Annotated in this window: 25 protein-coding genes; 17 read left to right on the plus strand and 8 right to left on the minus strand. The window is 68.3% G+C overall.

Features of this window, described 5'->3' with window-relative positions:
• The first annotated feature begins 32 nt into the window (after positions 1–32).
• Entirely contained in the window at positions 33–317 is a 285-nt protein-coding gene (locus G1H11_RS01765; RefSeq protein WP_163815426.1) for a hypothetical protein, read from the plus strand.
• On the opposite strand, the gene G1H11_RS01770 is transcribed toward G1H11_RS01765, so the two are convergent.
• Entirely contained in the window at positions 314–1,654 is a 1,341-nt protein-coding gene (locus G1H11_RS01770; protein WP_163815428.1) for a cytochrome P450, read from the minus strand. The genes G1H11_RS01765 and G1H11_RS01770 overlap by 4 nt on opposite strands.
• Positions 1,655–1,787: 133 nt before the next feature.
• Here G1H11_RS01770 and G1H11_RS01775 point away from each other — a divergent pair, with 133 nt between their 5' ends.
• From G1H11_RS01775 to G1H11_RS01785, 3 genes are read left to right on the plus strand one after another with little or no spacing between them, the layout of a single operon-like run.
• Positions 1,788–2,453: a DsbA family oxidoreductase gene (locus G1H11_RS01775; RefSeq protein WP_216843339.1), complete on the plus strand. Its 666-nt coding sequence runs from the start codon at positions 1,788–1,790 to the stop codon at positions 2,451–2,453.
• Positions 2,446–2,583, plus strand: coding sequence for a hypothetical protein (locus tag G1H11_RS01780; protein WP_163815430.1), 138 nt, complete (start codon positions 2,446–2,448; stop codon positions 2,581–2,583). Before G1H11_RS01775 ends, G1H11_RS01780 begins: the two co-directional genes overlap by 8 nt.
• Before the next feature lie 44 nt (positions 2,584–2,627).
• Complete coding sequence (locus G1H11_RS01785) at positions 2,628–2,852, plus strand: DUF7218 family protein (protein WP_163815432.1); 225 nt, start codon at positions 2,628–2,630, stop codon at positions 2,850–2,852.
• Positions 2,853–2,884: 32 nt separating this feature from the next.
• Here the strand turns inward: G1H11_RS01785 and G1H11_RS01790 are convergent, their stop codons facing one another.
• Entirely contained in the window at positions 2,885–3,112 is a 228-nt protein-coding gene (locus G1H11_RS01790) for a DUF6158 family protein (RefSeq protein ID WP_163815434.1), read from the minus strand.
• Positions 3,113–3,326: 214 nt separating this feature from the next.
• On the opposite strand from G1H11_RS01790, the gene G1H11_RS01795 reads away from it, so the two are divergent.
• Complete coding sequence (locus tag G1H11_RS01795) at positions 3,327–3,701, plus strand: STAS domain-containing protein (RefSeq protein ID WP_163815436.1); 375 nt, start codon at positions 3,327–3,329, stop codon at positions 3,699–3,701.
• On the opposite strand, the gene G1H11_RS26780 is transcribed toward G1H11_RS01795, so the two are convergent.
• Both G1H11_RS26780 and G1H11_RS25095 read right to left on the minus strand, forming a co-directional pair.
• Positions 3,611–3,874 (minus strand): erythromycin esterase family protein, encoded by a 264-nt coding sequence (locus G1H11_RS26780; protein WP_216843340.1) that lies wholly within the window; start codon positions 3,872–3,874, stop codon positions 3,611–3,613. The two genes, G1H11_RS01795 and G1H11_RS26780, sit on opposite strands and share 91 nt — an antisense overlap.
• Positions 3,875–3,927: 53 nt before the next feature.
• Complete coding sequence (locus tag G1H11_RS25095) at positions 3,928–5,772, minus strand: C69 family dipeptidase (RefSeq protein ID WP_163815438.1); 1,845 nt, start codon at positions 5,770–5,772, stop codon at positions 3,928–3,930.
• Between the two features lie 197 nt (positions 5,773–5,969).
• Here G1H11_RS25095 and G1H11_RS01810 point away from each other — a divergent pair, with 197 nt between their 5' ends.
• Positions 5,970–6,158 carry a hypothetical protein gene (locus G1H11_RS01810; protein WP_163815440.1) on the plus strand — a complete coding sequence of 63 codons (189 nt, stop codon included), beginning with the start codon at positions 5,970–5,972 and terminating at the stop codon, positions 6,156–6,158.
• Between the two features lie 30 nt (positions 6,159–6,188).
• Here G1H11_RS01810 and G1H11_RS01815 read toward each other — a convergent pair whose 3' ends face one another.
• From G1H11_RS01815 to G1H11_RS25100, 3 genes are all read right to left on the minus strand, one after another.
• Positions 6,189–6,791 carry a GAF and ANTAR domain-containing protein gene (locus G1H11_RS01815; protein WP_163815441.1) on the minus strand — a complete coding sequence of 201 codons (603 nt, stop codon included), beginning with the start codon at positions 6,789–6,791 and terminating at the stop codon, positions 6,189–6,191.
• Positions 6,792–7,128: 337 nt separating this feature from the next.
• A complete protein-coding gene (locus tag G1H11_RS01820; protein WP_163815443.1) occupies positions 7,129–7,773 on the minus strand; it encodes a response regulator in 645 nt (214 codons plus the stop codon).
• A complete protein-coding gene (locus tag G1H11_RS25100) occupies positions 7,761–9,047 on the minus strand; it encodes a sensor histidine kinase (RefSeq protein ID WP_163815445.1) in 1,287 nt (428 codons plus the stop codon). Before G1H11_RS25100 ends, G1H11_RS01820 begins: the two co-directional genes overlap by 13 nt.
• A gap of 151 nt (positions 9,048–9,198) precedes the next feature.
• On the opposite strand from G1H11_RS25100, the gene G1H11_RS01830 reads away from it, so the two are divergent.
• Together G1H11_RS01830 and G1H11_RS01835 are read left to right on the plus strand one after the other, a co-directional pair.
• Complete coding sequence (locus G1H11_RS01830; RefSeq protein ID WP_216843341.1) at positions 9,199–9,945, plus strand: ABC transporter ATP-binding protein; 747 nt, start codon at positions 9,199–9,201, stop codon at positions 9,943–9,945.
• A gap of 2 nt (positions 9,946–9,947) precedes the next feature.
• Complete coding sequence (locus G1H11_RS01835; protein ID WP_163815447.1) at positions 9,948–12,503, plus strand: ABC transporter permease; 2,556 nt, start codon at positions 9,948–9,950, stop codon at positions 12,501–12,503.
• Here G1H11_RS01835 and G1H11_RS26785 read toward each other — a convergent pair.
• Positions 12,412–12,723, minus strand: coding sequence for an ArsR/SmtB family transcription factor (locus G1H11_RS26785; RefSeq protein WP_343074786.1), 312 nt, complete (start codon positions 12,721–12,723; stop codon positions 12,412–12,414). The genes G1H11_RS01835 and G1H11_RS26785 overlap by 92 nt on opposite strands.
• On the opposite strand from G1H11_RS26785, the gene G1H11_RS24960 reads away from it, so the two are divergent.
• The 9 genes from G1H11_RS24960 (at position 12,650) to G1H11_RS01880 (ending at position 20,995) form a co-directional block, all read left to right on the plus strand.
• On the plus strand, positions 12,650–13,276 hold the full coding sequence (locus tag G1H11_RS24960) for a hypothetical protein (protein ID WP_246210893.1): 627 nt from the start codon (positions 12,650–12,652) through the stop codon (positions 13,274–13,276). The genes G1H11_RS26785 and G1H11_RS24960 overlap by 74 nt on opposite strands.
• A gap of 295 nt (positions 13,277–13,571) precedes the next feature.
• The gene (locus G1H11_RS01845; protein ID WP_343074787.1) at positions 13,572–14,429 is read left to right on the plus strand and encodes an MFS transporter; all 858 of its coding nucleotides are present in this window, start codon (positions 13,572–13,574) and stop codon (positions 14,427–14,429) included.
• Positions 14,430–14,492: 63 nt separating this feature from the next.
• Complete coding sequence (locus G1H11_RS01850) at positions 14,493–15,380, plus strand: LysR family transcriptional regulator (protein WP_163815449.1); 888 nt, start codon at positions 14,493–14,495, stop codon at positions 15,378–15,380.
• A gap of 139 nt (positions 15,381–15,519) precedes the next feature.
• On the plus strand, positions 15,520–16,458 hold the full coding sequence (locus G1H11_RS01855) for a glycine betaine ABC transporter substrate-binding protein (protein WP_163815451.1): 939 nt from the start codon (positions 15,520–15,522) through the stop codon (positions 16,456–16,458).
• Complete coding sequence (locus G1H11_RS01860) at positions 16,455–18,803, plus strand: arylsulfatase (protein WP_163815453.1); 2,349 nt, start codon at positions 16,455–16,457, stop codon at positions 18,801–18,803. Before G1H11_RS01855 ends, G1H11_RS01860 begins: the two co-directional genes overlap by 4 nt.
• A gap of 39 nt (positions 18,804–18,842) precedes the next feature.
• Entirely contained in the window at positions 18,843–19,205 is a 363-nt protein-coding gene (locus G1H11_RS01865) for a metalloregulator ArsR/SmtB family transcription factor (RefSeq protein WP_163815455.1), read from the plus strand.
• Positions 19,202–19,711, plus strand: coding sequence for an SRPBCC family protein (locus G1H11_RS01870; protein WP_163815457.1), 510 nt, complete (start codon positions 19,202–19,204; stop codon positions 19,709–19,711). The genes G1H11_RS01865 and G1H11_RS01870 overlap by 4 nt, the downstream gene beginning before the upstream one ends.
• A 43-nt stretch (positions 19,712–19,754) precedes the next feature.
• Positions 19,755–20,495: an aminoglycoside phosphotransferase family protein gene (locus G1H11_RS01875; protein ID WP_163815459.1), complete on the plus strand. Its 741-nt coding sequence runs from the start codon at positions 19,755–19,757 to the stop codon at positions 20,493–20,495.
• A gap of 104 nt (positions 20,496–20,599) precedes the next feature.
• Complete coding sequence (locus G1H11_RS01880; protein ID WP_163815461.1) at positions 20,600–20,995, plus strand: J domain-containing protein; 396 nt, start codon at positions 20,600–20,602, stop codon at positions 20,993–20,995.
• Positions 20,996–21,004: the final 9 nt, after the last annotated feature.

Raw genomic sequence — 21,004 nt, forward strand, 5'->3', positions numbered from 1 at the left:
TTGTGCTGTGTGGCGATGGGTACGTGGGGGCGATGGATCAATACGCGACGAGCGGGCCCGGACACGACGACGCTCACGGTGAAGAAACCGGTCATGAACAGGGACGCAGCGACGAGGTACACGTGGAGCCAGGGCCGAAAGGGCCCGGATCCGCGGAGGGCACGGGCGCCGGCAAGGCGGGCGGCTTGCCCGGCCAGGGGTTCAGTGCGGAGTTGCCCGAGGACGAGGCAGACGACACGGTCCGTGGCTCGGAGCCGTACGACGACACGCAGCCTCGCACGGAGCCCTACGAAGAACGTCTGGATGATGACGTCTAGCTGGTCGTGCTGGCATGGGGCTTGCGCCGCGTTCGGGGCTCGGGGCGTAGCCAGAGGCCGTCACGTGGGCGAAGGGTGATGAGTGGTTCGAGCCTGAGAGGCCGATGCGGCACCGCCCGAAGCCGCCACCGACGAGCAACGGCGGCCAGGACGAGTACCCCCTCGGTCCAGGCGAACCCCTCACCGATGCAGCGGCGAATTCCGGCACCGAATGGAAAGTATGCCCATCGCGGCCTTTCCTTGGACTCGCCGTCGAGCCATCGATCGGGGCGGAAGCTCTCTGGCTCGGGCCACCAGCGTGGGTCACGGTGGACCAGCCACGGGGAGAGCAGGACGAGATCGCCGGCACGAATCAGATGGTCGCCGACACGGTGGTCGTCGAGGGCTTGGCGGGCTATCGCCCAGGACGGCGGATACAGCCGTAGCGCCTCCGAGATCACCGCCCGGCAGAACGGCAGGCGGCCATGATCCTGCGGTCCCGGCATGCCGCTCTCCAGGGTCTCGTCGACTTCGGCATGCACCCGGCCCTCGATATCGGGATGGAGAGCAAGCAGGTGGAAGGCGAAGGTGAGCGCGTTGGCCGTCGTCTCGTGGCCGGCGAGGAGCAGGGTCACGGCGTGGTCTCGGATCTCCTGGTCGGATAGCCGATCGCTGTCCTCGGGACGGACCAGTGCCGAGAGCAGGTCTCCGGCGCCGGCGGCGGCCTTGCGTGCCGCGATGACCGGGTCGACCACGCGGTACAGCTGTTGCCGGCCACGCCGGAGGCGTCTCATGGGCCCGACGGGGATCCGCTGCAGACGCCAGCCGAAGGGAACGAACGCCAGCTTGTAGGCGGCCAGCAGGTCGGCGACGGCGTCCTCTACGGTGCGGATGTCGTCGTCGCCGACATCCGCGCCCAGGAGCGTCGAGGCGGCGGATGCCAGCGTCAGGCGGACGGTCTCAGCATGGACGTCGAGCGGCACACCCGCGGTCCAGCTGTCCGACATCGCGAGAGCCCGGCTGATCATCGTCTCGGCATAACCAGTGATCCGCCGCGAGTGGAATGCCGGCTGCACGATATCCCGATGCCGGCGGTGCACGTCGCCCTCCGCCGTCAGCAACCCGTCGCCCAGGACGAACTGGGCGCGCTGCAGCACCGGTCCCTTCCGGAAGTGGTCGGCGTGCTGGATCAGCACGTCTTGGACATGGTCCGGATGGCTCAGTAACCAGCACTGATACGGGCCCAGAGTGATCCGCGCGACGTCACCTTGTTCTCCGGAGACACGGGTCAGGTAGCCGAGCCGATCGGAACCGAATGCCAGCAGGTCGCCCACGAACGGAAGCGTGCGAGCGGCCATACAGCAACGCTACGAGCCTCGGCTGCCTTTCACCAGCGTCGGCCACAGCACTCCTGCCGGGCCGGCGGCGAGCTGCCAGGAATGCGGCCGGAAGCCCCGGAATAGCGGGCACCTGGCGCAGGTTGGACAGGAGGTGAGCCAATCTGCCGATCCAGTGATCAGAGTCGACATCTGGTCCGACGTGGCCTGCCCATGGTGCTACGTGGGGAAGCGCCGCTTCGAGCGTGCACTGGCCACCTTCGACGGCCAGGTCGTGGTCGAATTCCACTCGTTCGAGCTTGCCCCGGACACCCCGGTCGACTTCGCCGGCTCTGAGGTCGACTTCCTGATGGGGCACAAAGGAATGCCCCGTGAGCGGGTGGAGCAGATGCTGGCCCAGATGACCGGCCTCGCCGCGGAGGAAGGCCTCGCTTTCGACTACGAGGCACTCCAGCACACGAAGACACTCAAGGCGCATGAGCTGCTCCATTACGCCAAGACGGTGGGCAAGCAGTCCGAACTCAAGGAACGGCTGCTGAAGGCGTACTTCGAGCAGGGTGTGCACGTGGGCCGCATCGATAACCTCGTCGCGCTCGCTCAGGAGGTGGGCCTGGACCAGGCCGGCGCACAGGACGCTCTGGAATCCGGCAAGTTCGCCGGCGCCGTGGCCGCGGACATCGCTCAGGCGCGTGCGCTCGGCATCAACGGCGTGCCCTTTTTCGTCTTCGACGGCCGCGTCGGCGTGTCCGGGGCGCAGTCGGCCGACGTCTTCACCGACGCGCTGGAACGCGTGGCCCAAAGGACGTATGACGATGACTGACCCTCTGCGAGAGCGAACCGCCGAGCCGGAGACAGTGGAATCGCCTGCCGGCGGCCTGGCCATGATGGGCGAGCCCGGCGCGGGGGAGTGCGTGGACGGCGTCTGCGCCGTCCCAGGCGTGAACGGGTAGGCAGGGGGTACTTGCTTGATGAAGGTTCGAGCAAGGAGGTCACGATGCCCAGCAAATCTGCGAACGTGAAGAACGAGAAGCAGTACGAGGCGCTCAAGGACAAGGGGATGTCGAAGGAGAGGGCGGCTCGGATCGCGAACTCCGAGGGCGCGTCGAGCCGTGGCGGCAAGAAGAGCGGGTCCGGTGGGGACAGCTCGCAGGGCGGCACTACCGCGCAGAAGAAAGAAGCCGGCCGTAAAGGCGGCAAAGCCGCGCAGAAGAAGAGCTAGTCAATGTGTCCCGTGAACAGGCTCACGGGACACTAACGACGTCCGGCTCGCGTGCGCTGCGGATCGGGTGCGCTCTCAATGGGGAAGCGGCGCAGGAACTCCGACTCCAGCGCCAGCATCCGTTCCGTGTGCGCGTGTAAGGCCGACTCACTGCCGCCCAGGAGGGCGTCGTGGCGGGTGTCGTGCAAGTGCTTCACTTCACGGCGGAGGGTGTCGTCGTCGAGTTCTTCCGGGGGTATGCCATCGGGTCGTTGTGCCATGCACCGCTCATACCCGTGGATGAACCCGAACATGCGCTCAAAGCCGGCGAGAGCTCGTGCGTGCCCCGGGGACAACGGGGTAAGGATCGCAGAGATTATCGAGCGGTTCCGTGGGTGGGACCCTGGGCTGATAGTGGGGGGACGATCGGTGCATGAGGGCTGGGACAGGTCAACCGCAGCCGAGCAGGCCGGGTTCGCGGGCCCTGGGTGTGAGATGAGAGTGCAGCAGCTCGGCGGCTGCTTCGTCGTCCGGATCACGGGTGAGGTCGATGTCCTCAGTGCGTGCCGGATGCAGGAGCATCTGTGCGGACTGGCCGGTCTCGACTACGTGGTCGTCCATCTGTCAGCTACTCACCGTATCGATCCGGTTCTTGTACGGGCGCTGGACGCGGCTGGCCAGGCGGCCGGAGCACGCGGACGGACCATGCGGATCGCCGGACGCCACGACGTCGTCGCGGATATCGGGCGCCACGTCGGCGCTGACAGCGCGATCGACTGCTACGTAGACCTGACGGACGCCGTGGAGATGGCGCTCTCAGAACGCAAGCAGCGTCCGCCCACGTCCATGAACGGACATTCGGGCGTGTGACCCTGGGTCTCCCGTGGCGGGATCGTCACACTCCCGCTGGATAGGCCGCCGGCTCGCCTGTGCTGACGTAGCCAGCGGCTGAACGCACAGACCTCCTCGTTCGCCCACATCCACGCGGGCCAGCGCCCGAACTGAAGAAGCGCGTCGCGCGGGTCATCCGGCGGACACGGCAAAACAGACCCGGGCGCGGTTCCGAGGCCCGAGAGGCCGCAGCTGATCGTCGTTGCTATTGGTCGCCCATTTCGCGCAGCACGGCGTCGACGAACGCGTCCCAGTCCTCGTCGGGATCGTGCTTGTCGTGCGCTTCGCGCAGCGCGTCGACGAGTAGTTCCTTCTGTTCGACGCTGGCGAGCAGACCTCGCCCTCGTTCGGCGTAGGCACCGTGCTCGCGCGGATAGTCGTCGAGGTCCTCCCGGTAACAGTGCACGATGTGGTTCGCGGCGCTCTCGAGCCCGTCGCCGCGGTTCATGCTCTGGCTTTCCGGCCGATAGGTCTCACCCGGCAGCTCGCGTCCACTCGGCAGCCTGATGCCGGACGTGTTCCGGACACGCTTCTCGACGGCACGTACGAGATCCTCGCCCAGGTCCAGAGAGTCCAGGAGCCGTTTCTCCACGTATCCCGTGAGCAGCTCCTCGGCCTGGTCGGTGCGGCCCGCGTTGAGACGCGCGGTGGCGCGCCGCTCGATCTTGCGCTGCTCCCGCAGCAGCTTCGTCTCGAACGATTCGATCTCCGCTGTCACTGGGTGCAGGTGTGTGTGCGGGTCCTCGCACGTGTGGTACATGAGCCGCTTGAAGGTCCGGGTGGCGTACCGGGTCGCTTCCAGAGGGGCGTAGTCGGCAGCGAGCCAGCTCGACGCGGCGTCGCTGGTGAGATAGCGGTGCTGCTTGAACTCCGGTGGCACGTCGTCGGCGCCGATGTAGATCGGGACATACGGAGTGGTGACCGCGGCGGTCACGGCCGTCCACAGGACGTTCAGCTCAGGATGCTCGACGTCGGTGAGCTGGGCGACCTGGCCGTACCCCGCCCGGTCATGAGACCAGCGGGGATCGCGGACGTAGGCGAGCATGTCCTCCAGGGACACCGGGGCGAGCTCCTCGGCCAGCTCCTGCTCGAGCTCCGCCTGAACGTTGTTGCCCCACGGATGCGTCTCGGTGACCTGCCGCTCGTTCGGCTGCCAGCCCGCGTAGACCTCCTGAGGGTCGAACTCGTCACTCTCCTCGGGGTCGAACCAGCCCTGCTCTACCGCGAAATCGACGAAGTTATCCGAGGCCAGATACTCGTCCGGGTGGTCCTGGAAGTCGACCGGGAAGGGATTGAGGTAACCGGGGAAGGAGACCCGGGCCTCGTCCGGTCCGAGCCTTTCCGCCGCCCAAAGCCCCTGATTACCCCCGTAGTTGACCAGGACCCAACCCTCGTCCTGGTCTGCGAAGAGATGGGAGTTTCCGCCGTAGCTGGAGTAGCCGTACTCGTCGATCAGTGAGCCGACGATCTCGACTGCTTCGCGGGCGGTGGTGGCGCGTTCCATGGCGATGCGGGACAGGTCGCTGTAGTTGGGGCCGGTCTGTACGTCGTCGGTGAACTCCAGCAGCCGGTCGCTGCTGGGTGACCAGATGTCCCTGGCGGCGACGCCGTGCTCGTTGAGCCCACCGTTGGTCAGCGGAGCGGGGAAGCCGGCGAACTCGGAGTAATGCGAGGTGATGTACTTGTTCGTCTCACGTGCCTGGGGGATCTCCATGAGCTCGCCCGGCATGCGCGCTGCGTCCGTGATGCCTACGGTCGTCGTCGCACCCACTGGGAACTCGCGCGACGGGACGATCTCCAGCCAGTGGCTCGACGGCTCGTGGCCGAACCCACCCAACAGCACGGAGCCGTCGTCGGTGAGCTCGCTGCCGACGTAGAAGCCGATGCTCTTGGTAGGAAGCTGTTCGGAGGCTGCCTGCTCCGAGGACCGTGAGGCGACCACTGGCCCCGGTTCGCCCGGGTCGGCGGCAGCCGCGGCCAGCGGCAAGGCCAGCAGGCTCGCTCCGAACGCGGCGAATGTGGACCGCGCCTCGCTCCAGATCTCCGCCATCGAGGACGTCACCCTTTCTGTTCGCGACGTTGCACCGGAAACGGGCCGAGGCAGTGAGAAGCCCGGCCACACCGTTCCGGCGTCCCTATACCCGTGCGCAACGACGGCAATCCCGGCTGGGACGCGAGAGTAGGCTGAATGGGGTGGTACGAGGACATGTTAGACGTGAGGTGGCCGCCGAAAGGCTGGTCGCCACCGTGAGGGCTTCCGCAGCTCTCGATGAGGCGATCGGTGCCGTACGGACATGGCGTCAGTGCGACGCCGCCGTGGCGCTTGAGCTGCTTCTGGAGCAGCAGAACCCCGGAGGTGTGGACGCCGAGGCGACACGAGTGGCCCGTGTGGTCGACCACGAGGCTGACGGCCGGTCGGACCCTGACTGGGATTGACGCCCGCTTCTTGGGGGCCTGGCGCAATGGTCACTCGGACAGCTGGTCCAGAGCTATGCGCCGGCGCACGAGATCCTGCGCGACGTCCAGCAGCGCGCGGTTCTCGCTGTACGCCCACGCACGAAGCCGGGCGAACGCATCCTCCAGGCTGACATGCAGCCTCGCCGCCACCATGCCGGTGGCGATGTTGACGTCCTGATAGGAGGTCAACGGCCGTGGAGCCTCGCTCCCGGTCCGCTCCGCCGCGCTGAAGAGCTCTCCCAGCATGTTGGCGGCCAGTTCGGCGAGCACGGACGCATCGGCCACCTCGGCGGAGCTCAATTCGCCCGCTCCGCCCCGATACAGATCCAGGGTACCTATCCGGATCGCGCCTATCAGGAGCGGAAACGCGAAGACCGCCACCGCACCCGCGTCCTGGGCGGAATCCGCGAACATGGGCCAGCGAGCCTGGCCGTCACCGAGGTCGCCGACGAGAACAGGCATGCCGGTACCGAACGCGTCCACGCCCGCCCCTTCTCCGAGTGTGTACTGCACCTGCTCAAGCTTGGCGGCCCACTTGTCGCTCGCACCGTGCAGTTCCTGTGCCCGGCTGTGAGTGCGCAGGGTGATGGCTGCCGCGTCGACCGACGGCATCGCCGACACGCATACGTGGCACACGGCCTGCGTCCAGCTTTGCGTTGGATCCGCGGTTCTGGTGTCGATTGTTGCGGCCAACAGTCGTTCCCAGCGTGGCGAGACCACTAGATCCCCCCGGAGTGGTGGCGCTGTGCAGGCAGGATGGGCCGGGGAATGCTGTCACCCATCCGCGTGGTCACTGCCGACATCACCACAGGCCTTCATCTCTCGCCTGGCATCGAGTTCCGGTTTGACCGTGAGACCCTCCCCGATACCCGACGATGGCCGCACCATGCGGATATGGCCGAACAGCCGGAGGCACGACGGCCCCGTGGACCATCCACGTACGCCCTCATCAGGACCGCAGATGTGCGAGTACCGCGAGCACCCGGCGATGGCCGTTGTCGGTAGGCGGCAGCCCGAGCTTGACGAAGATGTTGCGGATGTGCTTGCTGACCGCGGTCTCGCTCACGACCAGCAGCTCAGCGATGGAGCGGTTCCCATGGCCCTCGGCCATCAGCTCGAGGACCTCGCGCTCCCGAGGGGTGAGCGTCCGCATCGGGTCGTCGGCTCGGCGTCGCACCATGAGTTGCGAGATGACCTCGGGGTCCATGACAGTGCCTCCGTCCGCGACCCGATGCAGGGCGTCCAGGAACTTGGCCACCTTGCCTACCCTCTCCTTCAGGAGATAGCCGACGCCTCCCGCGCCGTCGGCGAGGAGTTCCGCGGCGTAACTGTCCTCGACGTAGGCCGACAGGACCAGCACGGGCATGCCCGGTAGCCGGCGACGAGCCGTCACGGCGGCCCGAAGCCCTTCGTCGGAGAACGACGGCGGCAACCGTACGTCGACGACCGCGGCGTCCGGGCGCAGCTCCTCCACGGCGGCGAGAAAGTCGTCGGCGTTGTCCGACGCCGCCACCACCTCGATGCCCTCGTTGTTCAGTAGCAGGACGAGACCCTCCCGCAGCAGTACGTCGTCCTCGGCGATCACGACCCGCACGGCAATTCCGCCTCCAGCTGAGTAGGGCCACCGTCCGGGCTGCTGAGTTCGGTACGGCCATCGAACGCGGCCACCCTGCGGCGGATTCCGGCCAGGCCCGTGCCGGCCCGCTCGGTGGCGCCGCCACGGCCGTCGTCGGTGACCCTGACCACCAGCACGTCCTCCTCCGGTTCTGGGCGTCGCCGCACGGTGACACGCACCTCGGCGTGCTCGGCGCCGCTGTGCTTCGCCACATTCGTCAATGCTTCGGCGACCACGAAGTATGCCGCGGACTCCACGGCCGCTGGGACGCGTCGCAGCCCGTCCATGCGCAGTGTGCACGGTATGGGGCATCGAGCGGCCAGCGCGGCCAGAGCGCCGTCCAGCCCTCGCTCGGTCAGGATCGGTGGATAGATGCTGCGGACCACGTCGCGCAGTTCGCCCAGGGCTGAGCCGGCCGCATCCTGTGCCCGAAGGATCAGCGGGAGAGCCGACGCCGGCTCCCGTTGCCAGGCCCGCTCAGCGATTCCCAGCTGCATGACGACCTCCACCAGACGGTTCTGGGCGCCGTCGTGCAGGTCGCGCTCGATCCGGCGGAGTTCTGATCCGTGCGCTTCCAGCGCCGCGGCGCGGCTGGCGGTTAGTTCGGTGACACGCTCGCGGAGCCGGGTCTCCCGCGGTGGCGCCAGCAGAGTCCGTGCGCACCTCGTCTGCCAGCTGGCGAAGCGGGGCACAAGTGCGAGGGCCAAGAGCGCGTAGACCGCCGCCACGAGCGGTGTCGGCAGGGTGTCGGCCCATGACGTGACGGCGTGCGGAGCATTGACCGGTGAGTGCTCGGGAAGGATCCACCAGTATGCCGGCACCAGCGCGGCGTTCACGGCGCCCAGCGGCAGCCCGACGGCCAGGACGCCCATCACGTGACCCGTGAGTCCGTGCACGGTCAGCCAAGCGGTGTCTCGCCGTGTCGTTCTGTCCAGCACCACGGTCCGGATCTGGTGGGACAGCGATCCGGCCAGCGGTGGATACGCTTCTGGAACCGAGGCACCGGTAAAGGCCTCAACCCGGCGCCGCTCGGTCCCGGTCCACCAGCGCAGCAGCCGCGTGGCAGGCGGCAGAAGGAGCCAGCCGACGCCGACCAGCAGCAGCGCCGCGACCACGACCAGGCCGATCAGGATGATCAACGAACCGAATGACGTGACCGCGCCTCTCACCAGATACGGCACGCTACGGCGGAGATCGGACATGGAACGGCGCACCCACTGGCGCAACCGCCCGTGCCCGCTCCTGTCCGTCATGAGACCTCAGCATGCCCGAGTCAGCACCGGCAGACCTGCCGGGGGTATGGCCAGCTGTACCACGAACTCGGATGCCAGCGGGATCGTGCTGACCGGCGTGCCTTCCTAGGCTCAAGCGTGTCAAGGTCAACGAGAGAGAACGGGTACGAGCGTGTCGAGCACGGTCACCACCGAACCGGCGATCCGCCTGGCGTCGGTCAGCAAGGTGTACGGCGATCCCGCCAACGCGGTCACCGCGTTGCACGATGTGAGCGTCCAACTCGACCGAGGGAGCTTCACCGCGGTGATGGGACCGTCCGGGTCCGGTAAGAGCACTTTCCTGCACTGCGCGGCCGGGCTCGACCGCCCCACTTCGGGCGCCGTCACATTGGGTGATACCGACCTGTCCGGCCTGGGTGAGAAGGCCTTGACCAAGATCCGCCGGGAACGAGTCGGCTTCATCTTCCAGTCCTACAATCTTCTGCCTTCCCTCACCGTGGAACAGAACATCACCCTGCCGCTGAGACTGGCCGGCAGGCCTGCCGACCACGCGTGGCTGAGCCGGGTGGTCGCCGACGTAGGCCTCTCCGACCGGCTCGCGTACCGCCCCAGCCAGCTCTCCGGCGGCCAGCAGCAACGCGTGGCCATCGCCAGGGCTCTAATCACCCGCCCGGACGCGATATTCGCCGACGAGCCGACCGGCGCACTGGACTCGCGGACAGGACAGCAGGTGTTGCGCCTGCTTCGCGAGATCGTGCACGCAGGTGGCCAGACCGTACTGATGGTCACGCACGACCCGGTAGTGGCGTCGTTCGCCCAGCGAGTCCTGTTCCTCGCCGACGGCCGCCTGGCGGGCGCCCTGGACGAACCTTCGCCGGAGACCATCGCCGAGCGTATGACTCACCTCGGTGAGTGGTGAGCATGCGCGACATCGCCAGGGCGACGGTCAGGGACCGCAAGGCCGGATTCGCCGGCGTCTTCATCGCCGTGCTTCTCGCCTCCATGCTCGTGACCGCACTCGGTACGCTGATGGAATCCGGGATACGCGGTGGTGTGCCACCTCAGCGCTACGCCGGGGCGACGGTCGTCGTCGGAGGAGCGCAGACCATTCCGGTGGTCGAGGACGTCGATACTCACCTAAGCGAACGCGTCCGCCTGCCCGCGGAGATCGTGGACGACATAGGCGCCCTCCCCGGGGTCGAATCCGCCGCCGGTGACATCAGTATCCCCGTGACAGTGATCGCCGGCGGCCGGCCCGTCGCCGCGAGCGGAGACCGCATGTCCTTCGGCCACGGATGGAGCTCGGCGGCGCTGGCACCGTTCACCGTGCGCAGCGGCGCGGAGCCCACCGATGCCGATGACGTAGTGCTGACCTCCGATCTCGCGGCTCGTGCGCGGGTCGGCGTGGGGGACCGGATCGACGTCGCTGTGGGCTCGGTGCCGCACGCCTACACCGTGACCGGCATCGCCACTGCGGCAGAGGAAGAGAATCTCCGCGAGGAGGCGCTGTTCTTCACCGACCAGCGCGCGGACGAACTGTCCGCTGATCCGGGCCAGGTCGACGCCGTCGGCGTGATCGCGCGGCCAGGCGTCTCGCCCGATCAGCTCGCCGCCCAAGTGGAGACGGCACTGGCCGGCCGGGACGTTCGCACCTACACCGGTGACCAGCGCGCAGACGCCGAGTTCTTGGACGTCGGGCGGGCCCGGACGGAGCTGGTCCTGCTGACGGGATCGTTCGCCGGGACGTCGATCATGATCGCGATGTTCGTCGTCGCGAGCACGCTGACCCTGTCCGTGCAGCAGCGTCGGCGCGAGTTCGCCCTGTTGCGCGCCGTCGCCGCTACCCCGCGTCAGATCCACCGGTTGATCGGCTCGGAGATCTTGTACGTAGCAGGCGTTGCCGCGGTAACCGGCACCGCGCCGGGGTTCATCCTGGCGCATCTGATGAAGGCAGGCTTCGCCGCCGGTGGTCTGCTTCCGGACGACTTCGGTTTGGCCTTCAGCCCGATTCCCGCCGTGGCGTCCGTGCTGCTGTGCCTCGGCAGCGCCCGGATCGCCGGCTGGATCGCGGCGAGGAAGCCGGCCCGGACCAGCCCTACCGAGGCTCTCGGCCAGGCTGCGGTCGAACCGGCGGGGCTGTCGCGGACGCGAATGACGTTCGGCTGGCTTCTCGGCGCTCTCGGCCTCGCCTCCTCCACGCTGCCGGTATTCCTCCCGGGTAGCGCCGCACTGGCGGGAGCGGCCGGGTCAGTGCTGCTCCTCGTCATCGCGGTCGCGCTGCTTGGTCCGAGCCTGATGGCCGCCGCCACGGCCGCGTTGGCCGTACCCCTGCGGCGGGTATCCTCGACGGCGGGCTATCTCGCGGCTGCCAACACCCAGGCGAACTCTCGTCGGCTCGCGGCGGCGGTGACGCCGCTCATCCTGGCGATCGCCATCGTCTCGGTCCAGCTGTTCGCGCAGTCGACAGTGTCGGCGGCTGCCGGGGAACAGAGCGCCAGGGGAGTGGTCGCCGATTTCGTGGTCACCAGTAGCGGCGCGGGTCTCAGCCACGAGGTCACCGAGGCGGTAGCCGGCATCGACCAGGTCGCTGCCGCAACGCCGGTGGTGCGGGGCAGTGTGCTCGTGCGGTATCGAGAATTCGGGGAGACGACGAAGGCGCCGTTCTCTGCGCAGGGCATCGAGCCGGACGGTCTCGAGTACACCCTCGACCTGGACGTCCGCCAGGGCACGCTCGGCGATCTCCGGGAAGGCCGAGTGGCTGTGAGCCAGCTGGCAGCCGACACCTTCGGTGTGGGCATCGGAGACTCCGTGGACATGACCCTGGGCGACGGGACCGAGCACCGGCCCACCGTCGCCGCGATCTATGGTCGGGGACTGGGATTCGGCGACGTGACTCTCCCACGCGACGTACTCGCCGCGCATACGACCACGGGACTGGACAGCTCTATCCTGGTCGGCGCCGTGGGCTCCGCGGATGCCGAACCCCTCGGGACGGCGTTGCGCCAGTTGACGGAAACCTTCCCGGAGCTGCTCGTCGCCGACGCCGCCGCGCTGGCGGTCGCGGGTCAGGACGATCGGGACGCCGAGTCGTGGACGGGTGCCATCGCGCTCCTTGTGCTGTTCGGGTATCTCGCCGTCTCCGTCGTCAACACCCTGGTCATGGCGACGGCCGAACGAGGCCGGGAGTTCGCGCTATTACAGCTGGTCGGCGCCGCGCGTCGCCAGGTGGAGCGGATGATGTGGGCGGAGGTGCTGATCATCGTGGTGATCGCCGCCGCGATAGGCACGCTCGTCTCCGTCCCGCCGCTCGCCGCCTTCAGCTTGGGCATGACCGAGTCCGCGCTACCAGCGATCCCGGTGGCGACGTACGCGGTCATCATCGGCGTCACCGCACTGCTCGCCGCGGTCTCGATCGGGATCCCGACCCGGACGGCCCTGCGGGCGGCACCTGTGCGCGCTGCGGCTGCGAGAGAGTAGGAGCCGGACCACCGACCCGGGACGGTGCCCCATTTAGTGCCGCACCGAGAGCCGTGGTCATGTACAGGACGCTGCGACCGGATCGTTGCCGTTGAACCAGGCCGCTGTCCCGCAGCACTCGCAGATGCTGCGACACCGCGCTCGCGGTGACACCGAAGGCACGGGCGAGGTCGGTGGTGCTGGCGGGGGAGCGCAGGGCCTCCAGCAGCTCGGCGCGCATCCGCCCGAGAAGCCGGATCGTGCTTCCCGCCGGCGGCCAGCTGCCTGGATCGGTGGAGCACATCCGCGTCGAGGACGGCCCGGATACGGGGCCAGTGCGGCGCGACAAGGCGGTCGTGAGCGGCGTGCAGCTCCGCGGCGACGGCGCGCAGACCGGCTGCCGGCCGGGCGGCCATGGCGGCGGCCGCGTCCGGAAGCTTGCCGCCGAAAACCCGCCACAGGCTGGCCCGCACCTGGTCGTCTGTCGTACGTCGAAGGGCCGCCAGTTCGTCGTCGATGGAGGCGCCCGCTCCGAGCGGGGCTGGGGCGAGGAACTCGGGCCAGCCCTGGCGGTCGTTGACGAGCAACGGCCAGACATGTGGGAGATCGAGCGGCGCTTGGACGAGCTCGTCGGTGGCCCACCGCAGCCACGGCAGATTGATCGCGTGCCGCGCGCAGCCGCCCAGCTGCTGCAGGCAGGACACCGTCTCAGACAGCGGCGAGACGGCGAATCGCGTCTCCGCCAGCTCCGCGACGCCGAGGTCGACAGTGAACGCCATTGTCCGAGTATGTAGCCGCTGGCTTCGTCGTGTCGCCATCGTGCCCGGCGCGCCACGATCGCCGGCATGACTCGGAACGACGCTGAACCGCCCCTGCCGCCGGCGTATTGGCGGCTGTGGAGCGCGGCGGGTATGAACCACCTCGGCGACGGGGCCTTCGCGGCGGCGGTTCCGCTGCTTGCCGTGACGATCACTCGGGATCCGCGACTGGTCACGGTCGTCTCCGCAGCCATCTACCTGCCGTGGCTGTTGCTGTCCCTCCCCGCGGGCGCCCTCGCCGACCGCGGCGACCGGGTGGCTCTTATGTGGCGTGCACAGGCTCTACGGCACCGCTGCGCAGGCGATCTTGCCGGACATCGTCGACAGGCCCGCCCTTTACCGGGCGAACGGCTATCACCAGGTCGTGCTGATCGCCGGACAGCAATTCGCCGGTCCACCCTTGGGCAGTCTGCTGTTCGGGATCGCGGTCGCCTGGCCGTTCGGCATGGCCGCGGGGGCGTTCGCCGTGTCCGCGGCGTTGCTGGCGACGTTGCCGAGGCGCCGGGGCCGCCCGGCCGGGCACCCTCCGATGCGTACGGCGGTCGCGGACGGGCTGCGCTGGCTGGCCGGGCACCGGCTACTGCGCACCCTGGCGATCCTCCTCGGCGTCAGCACCTTCTGCGCCCAACTCGGCAACGCGACGCTGGTGCTGCTGGCTACCCAGAGCCTGCATCTGGACGCGCGCGGATACGGACTTCTGCTCGCCGGCGCGGCTGTCGGCAGCGTGTGCGGCGGTCTGGTCAACGCGCGCCTCGTCGCCAGGATCGGCGCGGGCCGGGCCCTGTTCACCGCGCTCGCCGCCAATGCGGTGATCTACGCCGGGATAGGGCTGAGCCCGAATGTTCTGGTGCTGGGTCTCTTGCTGGGTGGCAACGGCTTCGTCACGACGCTGTGGAACATCGTCAGCGTCAGCCTTCGCCAGCAGCTGGTGCCTGCCGCGCTGCTCGGCCGAGTCAACAGCGTCTACAAGATGCTCGGCTGGGGGCTGATGCCTTTCGGTGCACTGGCCGGTGGCCTGGTCGCGCACGAACTCGGGCTGCGGGCTCCGTACGTCATCGCGGGCGTCGTGCGTGGGCTCGCTCTTCTCATGGCGGCGTCCACGTTGCTGCGCGCCTTGCGAGAGCGCTGAAAGCACGCCGCCGTAGATTGTGGCTGGCGTCAGCACGGTCGGTCGAGGCGAGGACGGTCACACATGGAGCGCAGGCAGCTCGAGTATTTCCTGGCGATCGCCAGCCATGGCAGTTTTACCAGCGCGGCCCATGCGCTGCAGGTCGCGCAGCCGTCACTGTCCTATGCGATCCGGATCCTGGAGCGCGAGATGGGCGCCCCGCTGTTCCGCCGTCTCGGCCGCGGAGTCGTGCTGACGGCGATGGGGGAGGCACTGCTGGAGCCGGCCCGCAGGGTATTGCACGATTTCGCCCGCGTACACTCGGCGGCCCAGCAGGTGACCGGGCTGGTGTCCGGGCGGCTGGACATCGTCGCGGTGACCACCCTGGCCGTGGATCCGCTCGCCGCCTTCATCGGCGTATTCCGGCAACGTCATCCGGGCGTCGAGTTCAATGTCATCGATCCGGAGAACGCCGCGGCCGTGACCGACGTCGTCCGGCGCGGGCAGTGTGAGCTCGGCCTGACCGAACGCGGCATCTCCACGGCCGGTCTGCGGGTGCTCGGCCTGCCGGAACAGGAGGTGCTCGCCGTTCTCCCGCCCGATTCACCGACCCCGGCGCGGGGGAGCCTGTCCGTGGCAGAGCTGGCCGAACTCGACCTCGTCACCACCCCACCCGGTACGACGACGCGCACCGTCGTGGACGGTGTGCTGGCCCGTCACGGCACGCCGCCACGCATCGCAGTCGAGACCGCGCACCGCGCGGCCATCGTTCCCCTGGTGCTGGCCGGCGCCGGCGCGACCTTGCTCCCGCGCAGTCTCGCCCGGCACGCGGCGGCGCTCGGCGCCGTCGTGCTCGAGCTCCGTCCGCCTCTGACGCGACGCGGCGTGCTCGTGTGGCCGCGCGGGGCCTTGTCACCCGCGGCGGAGTCGTTCGTCGAACTTGTCACCGCCTGGCCGCCTGACAACCACTGACCAACCGCTATAGAGAAGCTCTATCGCGGACACTGAATATCGGTCTAGGTTCGCGGCGGCGGTGTCGTTGTCGCGGCCATATCGCTGTGCCACGGTGAACACGTTGGAGCTGAGCACACCCCATTCGAAAGGATCACCCATGCCTGTCCGATCACATCTGGTCGCGTCTGCCGCGGGCGTCGCGCTGATGACCGTCGCCGCCTGTGGGGGTGATGATCAGGACGGCGCCGGGGACGGCTCGACCGGGTCCGGGCCCGGAGGTGGTGAGGAGATCGTCTTGCTGCAGCAACCATGGGAAGACTTGGTCGTCGAGAACCAGATCCTCAGCCAGCTCCTAGCCGACCTCGGGTATGAGGCCAGGATCGCGGACCTGGCCGTGCCCGTGGGCGCCGTGGGGCTCGCCGACGGTGATGTGGACGTGTACCTGGGGAACTGGTGGCCGAGCCAGGAGCCGGTCTTCGCCGAGCACCTGGAGGCCGGTGAGATCGATGTGGTCACGACGCTCGTCACCGGCACCACTTACGCACCTGTGGTGCCGGCGTACGTGAGCGAGGAGCACGGCATCACCTCACTGGCCGATCTGGCACCGAATGCTGACTTGTTCGGCAAGCAGTTCGTCGGGATCGAGTCCGGAACTCCGGGCAACGAGTACATCGCCGACGCGATCGCGGCGGACGCATACGGTTTGGGTGACTGGGAGTTGATCGAGTCGAGCACGGCGGCCATGCTCGCCGACGTCGGGGGGAAGGCGGAACAGGGCGAGCCGGTGGTCTTCCTCGGCTGGGAGCCCCATTGGATGAACGTGGAGTGGGATCTCGTCTACCTCGACGACCCCGAGGGTGTGTGGCCGGGCGCAGGGGAGATCCGCGTCGTGACCCGTTCCGGGTTCGCCGACGACCATCCCGAGGTCACCCGCCTGCTGTCCCAGATGGAGATCGACCTCGACACCGCCTCGGAGTGGATTTACCTCTACGGGCAGGAGGAGGTACCCGCGGAGACGATCGCCAGCGAGTGGATCGCCGATAACCAGGACACGGTCCAGTCCTGGCTCGAGGGCGTCGAGACGGAGAGTTCATGACGACGGAGCACCTTCCCGGACCGGATCCACACTATCCACCGGCCACCTCTGTCGATGCCCGCCTGCAGACGCCGCCCTATCAGCCTCAAGCACCGCTGCGTCCACCCCAGGGCGCGCCCAACGTTCTTGTGGTCCTCGTGGACGACATGGGTTTCGGTGCCCCGTCGGCGTTCGGCGGTCCGTGCCGGATGCGCACTGCGGATCGGCTGGCGGAGAACGGATTGAGGTACAGCCGGTTCCACGTCACCGCCATCTGCTCGCCGACACGGCAGGCTCTGCTCACGGGGCGAAATCATCACTCGGTCGGGATGGGCGTGACGACGGAGATGGCCAGCGCCGCGCCCGGTTACACCGGGATCCGTCCGCGCAGCGCGGCGACGCTGGCGCAGGTGCTCTCGGGCAACGGGTACAACACCGGCGCATTCGGCAAGTGGCACCAGACGCCCGCCCGTGACGTGAGCCCAGCCGGACCGTTCGACCGGTGGCCGACCGGTGAGGGCTTCGAGAAGTTCTACGGCTTCATGTGCGCGGAGATGAACCATTGGTATCCCGTGCTGTTCGATGGGACCACGCCGATCGAGCCGCAGCAGCGACCGGAGGACGGCTATCACCTGTCCGAGGACCTCGTCGACCAGGCGATCGGATGGATCGGAAACCAGAAGGCGCTGAAGCCGGACGTCCCGTTCTTCGCCTATGTGCCGTTCGGCGCCACCCATGCGCCGTACCACGTGCCGACGGAGTACCGCGAGAAGTACCGCGGAGCGTTCGACCATGGCTGGGACCGCCAGCGTGAGATCACCCTTGAGCGACAGCGGGAACTCGGCGTGGTGCCGCAGGACGCCGAACTCGCGCCGTGGGCCGACGGCGTGCCGCACTGGGATGAGCTCGGCGATGAGGAGCGCCGTTCCGCGGCGTCGCTGATGGAGCTCTACGCGGGATTCGCCGAGCACACCGACGACCAGGTGGGACGGCTGGTCGATGCTCTGGAGGACATGGGTGAGCTGGACAACACGCTGATCTTCTACATCCTGGGGGACAACGGAGCGTCGGCGGAGGGTGGCCTGGGCGGCACGCTCAACGAGCACCGGTTCGCCAGCGGCATCCCGGACACCGCTGAGTTCATCAACGCCCACGACGACGCCCTCGGTGACGCGACGACCCATGCGCACTATCCGGTGGGCTGGGCTTTGGCGATGAACACCCCATACCAATGGACGAAACAGGTGGCCTCGCATTTCGGTGGGATCCGCGACGGGCTGGTGGTGCACTGGCCGGAGGGCATCGAGGAACGCGGTGGCATCCGGAACCAGTTCCACCACGTGATCGACGTGATGCCGACCATCCTGGAAGCGGCTGGACTGCCGCATCCGATCAGTGTGAACGGAGTCGCGCAGCAGCCCATCCAGGGCGCCAGCATGCTCTACAGCTTCAACGACTCCGAGGCGCCGGAGCGTCGGCGCTTGCAGTACTTCGAGATGGTGGGCCATCGCGGCATCTACCACGAGGGCTGGATGGCCGTGACCCGCCACGGAGTCCCGTGGGAGATGGTGCAGGACGGTGCCGCTTCGTCGTACGACGACGACGTCTGGGAGCTCTACGACACGAACGTCGACTGGACCCAGGCGCATGACCTCGCCGCTGATCACCCCGGAAAGCTGCGGGAGCTGCAGCAGCTGTTCCTCATCGAGGCGGCGAAGTACAACGTGTTCCCGCTCGACGACCGGATGACCGAGCGGGAGAATCCCAAGGAGGCAGGCCGGCTCGATCTGTTCGGGGACCGCAGGAGCGTCACGTTCCGCGGTCCGGGCCTCCGGCTGACCGAGGAGACCGCGCCGAACGTGAAGAACCGTTCACACACCATCACCGCGACGGTCGAGGTGCCGCGGGAGGGTGCGTCCGGCGTCCTCGTCGCCCAGGGAGGCCGGTTCGGCGGCTGGTCCTTGTACGTCGACGCGGGCAGGCCGAAGTATGCCTACAACTACTTCGGCCTCACCGTGCACACGCTGACCGCGCCGGAGCCGCTGACGGTGGGCCGTCACGAGATCCAGCTGGACTTCGCCTACGACGGCGGTGGCGTCGGGCAGGGCGGCACCGCACGGTTGCTCGTCGACGGCAGGAAGGTCGCGGAAGGGCGGGTGGACGCCACCATCCCGTACTACTTCGCCTTCGACGAAACCTTCGACCTGGGCGTCGACCGTGCCTCGCCGGTGACCGACGACTATCCGATCGCCGACAACCACTTCACCGGCCGGCTGTGCACTGTCCGGGTCGATCTCGGCGACGACCTGGCCAGCGACGCGGGCAGCGAGCACGAGCGAAGGCAATTCCGAGCCGCGCACGATTGACTAGTGACAACGCGTAACCAATAGGTTACGCTTCTCGGCATGGACGAGGTGGCCTCCGCGATCGCGGATCCGGTGCGACGGGAGATCCTGCGGATGCTGCGTGAACGGCGGCTTCCAGCAGGAGAGATCGCCGAGCGCTTCGACATCAGCCGGCCGGCCGTGAGCAGGCACTTGCGCGTGCTGAAGCACAGTGGCCTGGTGCGCGACGAGTTCGTCGGCCGGCATCGGTTCTATGTTCTGACCGCCGGGGGATTCTCCGAGCTCGTGGCTTGGCTGGCGGAGTTCACCCGGCCCGCGGACTGGGAGCGCCACCTCGACGCGCTGGAGACCGAGGTCTATCGGACTCGCCGGGAGCGCCGCTCCCATCAGGCAACACGCACGGACGAGGAGAAGACGGCATGACGAAGACACCAACCGGCCGATTGTTTCGCGGTCAATCAGGGCCAGACCTGGTACTCACCCGGACCTTCCGGGCGGGCACCGAAGACGTGTGGGCCAGCATCACCGAACCTGACCGCACGGCGCGCTGGTTCGGGCCGTGGGAGGGCGACGCGGGTCCCGGCCGGACCATCAAGGTGCAGATGGCCTACGAGGAGCAGACGCCGTGGTGCGATGTACGCATCGATGCGTGTGACCCGCCGCGCCGGCTGGCCGTGTCCATGACCGACGAGGCCGGCGAATGGGCCATGGAGCTGTTGCTGACCGAGGTCGCGAGTTCAACGGAGCTGCGTCTCGTGCAGCACCTGCAAAGTGAAGCCGGGCTCGGTGAGGTCGGCCCCGGCTGGGAGCATTACCTCGACATGCTGGTGGCGGCCGAGAACGGGCTGCCCAGACCACACTTCGACGAGTACTACCCGGCGATGAAGGCCTACTACGACGGGTTGACCGCGCAACCCGATGAGGCCTAATAGTCAGTTGCCTGTGTGATCACTGCCGGTGAGAATGGTCGGGATGGTCGACATTGCGCACCGCGACGGGCGAGCCGGGATCGACGCGCAGCTGGTGGAGCGGCTGATCAGCGCCCAGTTCCCCCAGTGGAAGGATCTGCCGGTTACCCCGGTCGCGGTGGACGGCTGGGACAACCGCACCTACCGCCTCGGGGACGAGATGACCGTGCGGTTACCGACCGCCGAGGCATACGCGCCCGCCGTCGAGAAGGAAGACCGCTGGCTGCCGCTGCTCGCTCCAGCGCTTCCGGTGCCGATCCCGGTGCCGCTGGCGAAGGGCGCACCGGGCGAAGACTTTCCGTTCAGCTGGTCCGTGCGTCGCTGGCTGGACGGGCGGATCGACGTCGCCGGCGCAGAAGCCGTCTGGGACGCCGCGTTGTCGGCAACCTGGCACGGTGACCCGGTATGGTTCCATGGCGATATCGCACACGGCAACCTTCTCGTCAAGGACGGTCAGCTTGCAGCGGTCATCGACTTCGGCACGTCCGGCGTGGGTGACCCGGCATGTGACCTGGTGATCGCGTGGACGCTGTTCTCCGGTGAGAGCCGGGAGGCCTTCCGCGCCGCGGTCGGGCAGGATCCGGGCACGTGGGCGCGCGCCCGCGGATGGGCGCTGTGGAAGGCCCTGATCGTCTTGGCGGATGTGATCGACAGCGACGACGAGGCGGCGGCCGTCCAGCTGCGGGTGATCGGCGAGGTGCTGGCCGATCACCGTCGCGGCGGCTCTCCTGCCACGCATCGCTGAGCCGCGCGTGTCACATATCCGCGTCACGCGGCGTCATATGGGTAAGCCGGCGAGCCACGTCCGGCGGAAGCCAGCACAGACGCGAGAGGTGGTGACACGGCTTCATGCCCATCGACCAGCGTGCACACGGCAGCCGCGAGCCGCACGAGATACTCGGAGTACCGCGGGGCGCGGGCCCGGCACAGGTCACGCGGGCGTTTCGTCACAAGGTCCTGCAGGGCGGCCATCCGGACACCGGCGGCGACGAGCGGACCTTCCGCGAGCTGGCCCGGGCTCGTGACGTCCTGCTGAGCGAGCGTCCCACCATTGCGACATCGGACCCGCCGCCGCAGCAGGGCCCGGTGCCGCCGGATCCGCCGCGGGGCCCCATGCCCACCGCTCCGCAGCGGCCCACGCCTGGCCCGCGTCGCGGGGCCGGCCCGTTCGTGTTCATCCTGCTCTTGTACTTCCTCGTGCTGCCGGTGGTGGCGCGCATCCTCATGCTTCTCTTCGTGAGGTGACCGCGGCGG

Origin of the sequence: Phytoactinopolyspora alkaliphila (assembly GCF_010550695.1) — a bacterium.
GTDB lineage: Bacteria > Actinomycetota > Actinomycetes > Jiangellales > Jiangellaceae > Phytoactinopolyspora > Phytoactinopolyspora alkaliphila.

Excerpts from the sequence above, each read along its gene's own strand:
- G1H11_RS01795 (WP_163815436.1), top strand. The coding sequence starts at position 3,327 with ATGAGAGTGCAGCAGCTCGGCGGCTGCTTCGTCGTCCGGATCACGGGT.
- G1H11_RS01790 (WP_163815434.1), bottom strand. The coding sequence starts at position 3,112 with ATGGCACAACGACCCGATGGCATACCCCCGGAAGAACTCGACGACGAC.
- G1H11_RS01850 (WP_163815449.1), top strand. The coding sequence starts at position 14,493 with ATGGAGCGCAGGCAGCTCGAGTATTTCCTGGCGATCGCCAGCCATGGC.
- G1H11_RS01765 (WP_163815426.1), top strand. The coding sequence starts at position 33 with ATGGATCAATACGCGACGAGCGGGCCCGGACACGACGACGCTCACGGT.
- G1H11_RS01860 (WP_163815453.1), top strand. The coding sequence starts at position 16,455 with ATGACGACGGAGCACCTTCCCGGACCGGATCCACACTATCCACCGGCC.
- G1H11_RS01870 (WP_163815457.1), top strand. The coding sequence starts at position 19,202 with ATGACGAAGACACCAACCGGCCGATTGTTTCGCGGTCAATCAGGGCCA.
- G1H11_RS01785 (WP_163815432.1), top strand. The coding sequence starts at position 2,628 with ATGCCCAGCAAATCTGCGAACGTGAAGAACGAGAAGCAGTACGAGGCG.
- G1H11_RS26785 (WP_343074786.1), bottom strand. The coding sequence starts at position 12,723 with ATGCGCGCCGAGCTGCTGGAGGCCCTGCGCTCCCCCGCCAGCACCACC.
- G1H11_RS01880 (WP_163815461.1), top strand. The coding sequence starts at position 20,600 with ATGCCCATCGACCAGCGTGCACACGGCAGCCGCGAGCCGCACGAGATA.
- G1H11_RS01875 (WP_163815459.1), top strand. The coding sequence starts at position 19,755 with ATGGTCGACATTGCGCACCGCGACGGGCGAGCCGGGATCGACGCGCAG.
- G1H11_RS01855 (WP_163815451.1), top strand. The coding sequence starts at position 15,520 with ATGCCTGTCCGATCACATCTGGTCGCGTCTGCCGCGGGCGTCGCGCTG.
- G1H11_RS01865 (WP_163815455.1), top strand. The coding sequence starts at position 18,843 with ATGGACGAGGTGGCCTCCGCGATCGCGGATCCGGTGCGACGGGAGATC.
- G1H11_RS01815 (WP_163815441.1), bottom strand. The coding sequence starts at position 6,791 with ATGCCGTCGGTCGACGCGGCAGCCATCACCCTGCGCACTCACAGCCGG.
- G1H11_RS25100 (WP_163815445.1), bottom strand. The coding sequence starts at position 9,047 with ATGACGGACAGGAGCGGGCACGGGCGGTTGCGCCAGTGGGTGCGCCGT.
- G1H11_RS01770 (WP_163815428.1), bottom strand. The coding sequence starts at position 1,654 with ATGGCCGCTCGCACGCTTCCGTTCGTGGGCGACCTGCTGGCATTCGGT.
- G1H11_RS01780 (WP_163815430.1), top strand. The coding sequence starts at position 2,446 with ATGACTGACCCTCTGCGAGAGCGAACCGCCGAGCCGGAGACAGTGGAA.
- G1H11_RS25095 (WP_163815438.1), bottom strand. The coding sequence starts at position 5,772 with ATGGCGGAGATCTGGAGCGAGGCGCGGTCCACATTCGCCGCGTTCGGA.
- G1H11_RS01835 (WP_163815447.1), top strand. The coding sequence starts at position 9,948 with ATGCGCGACATCGCCAGGGCGACGGTCAGGGACCGCAAGGCCGGATTC.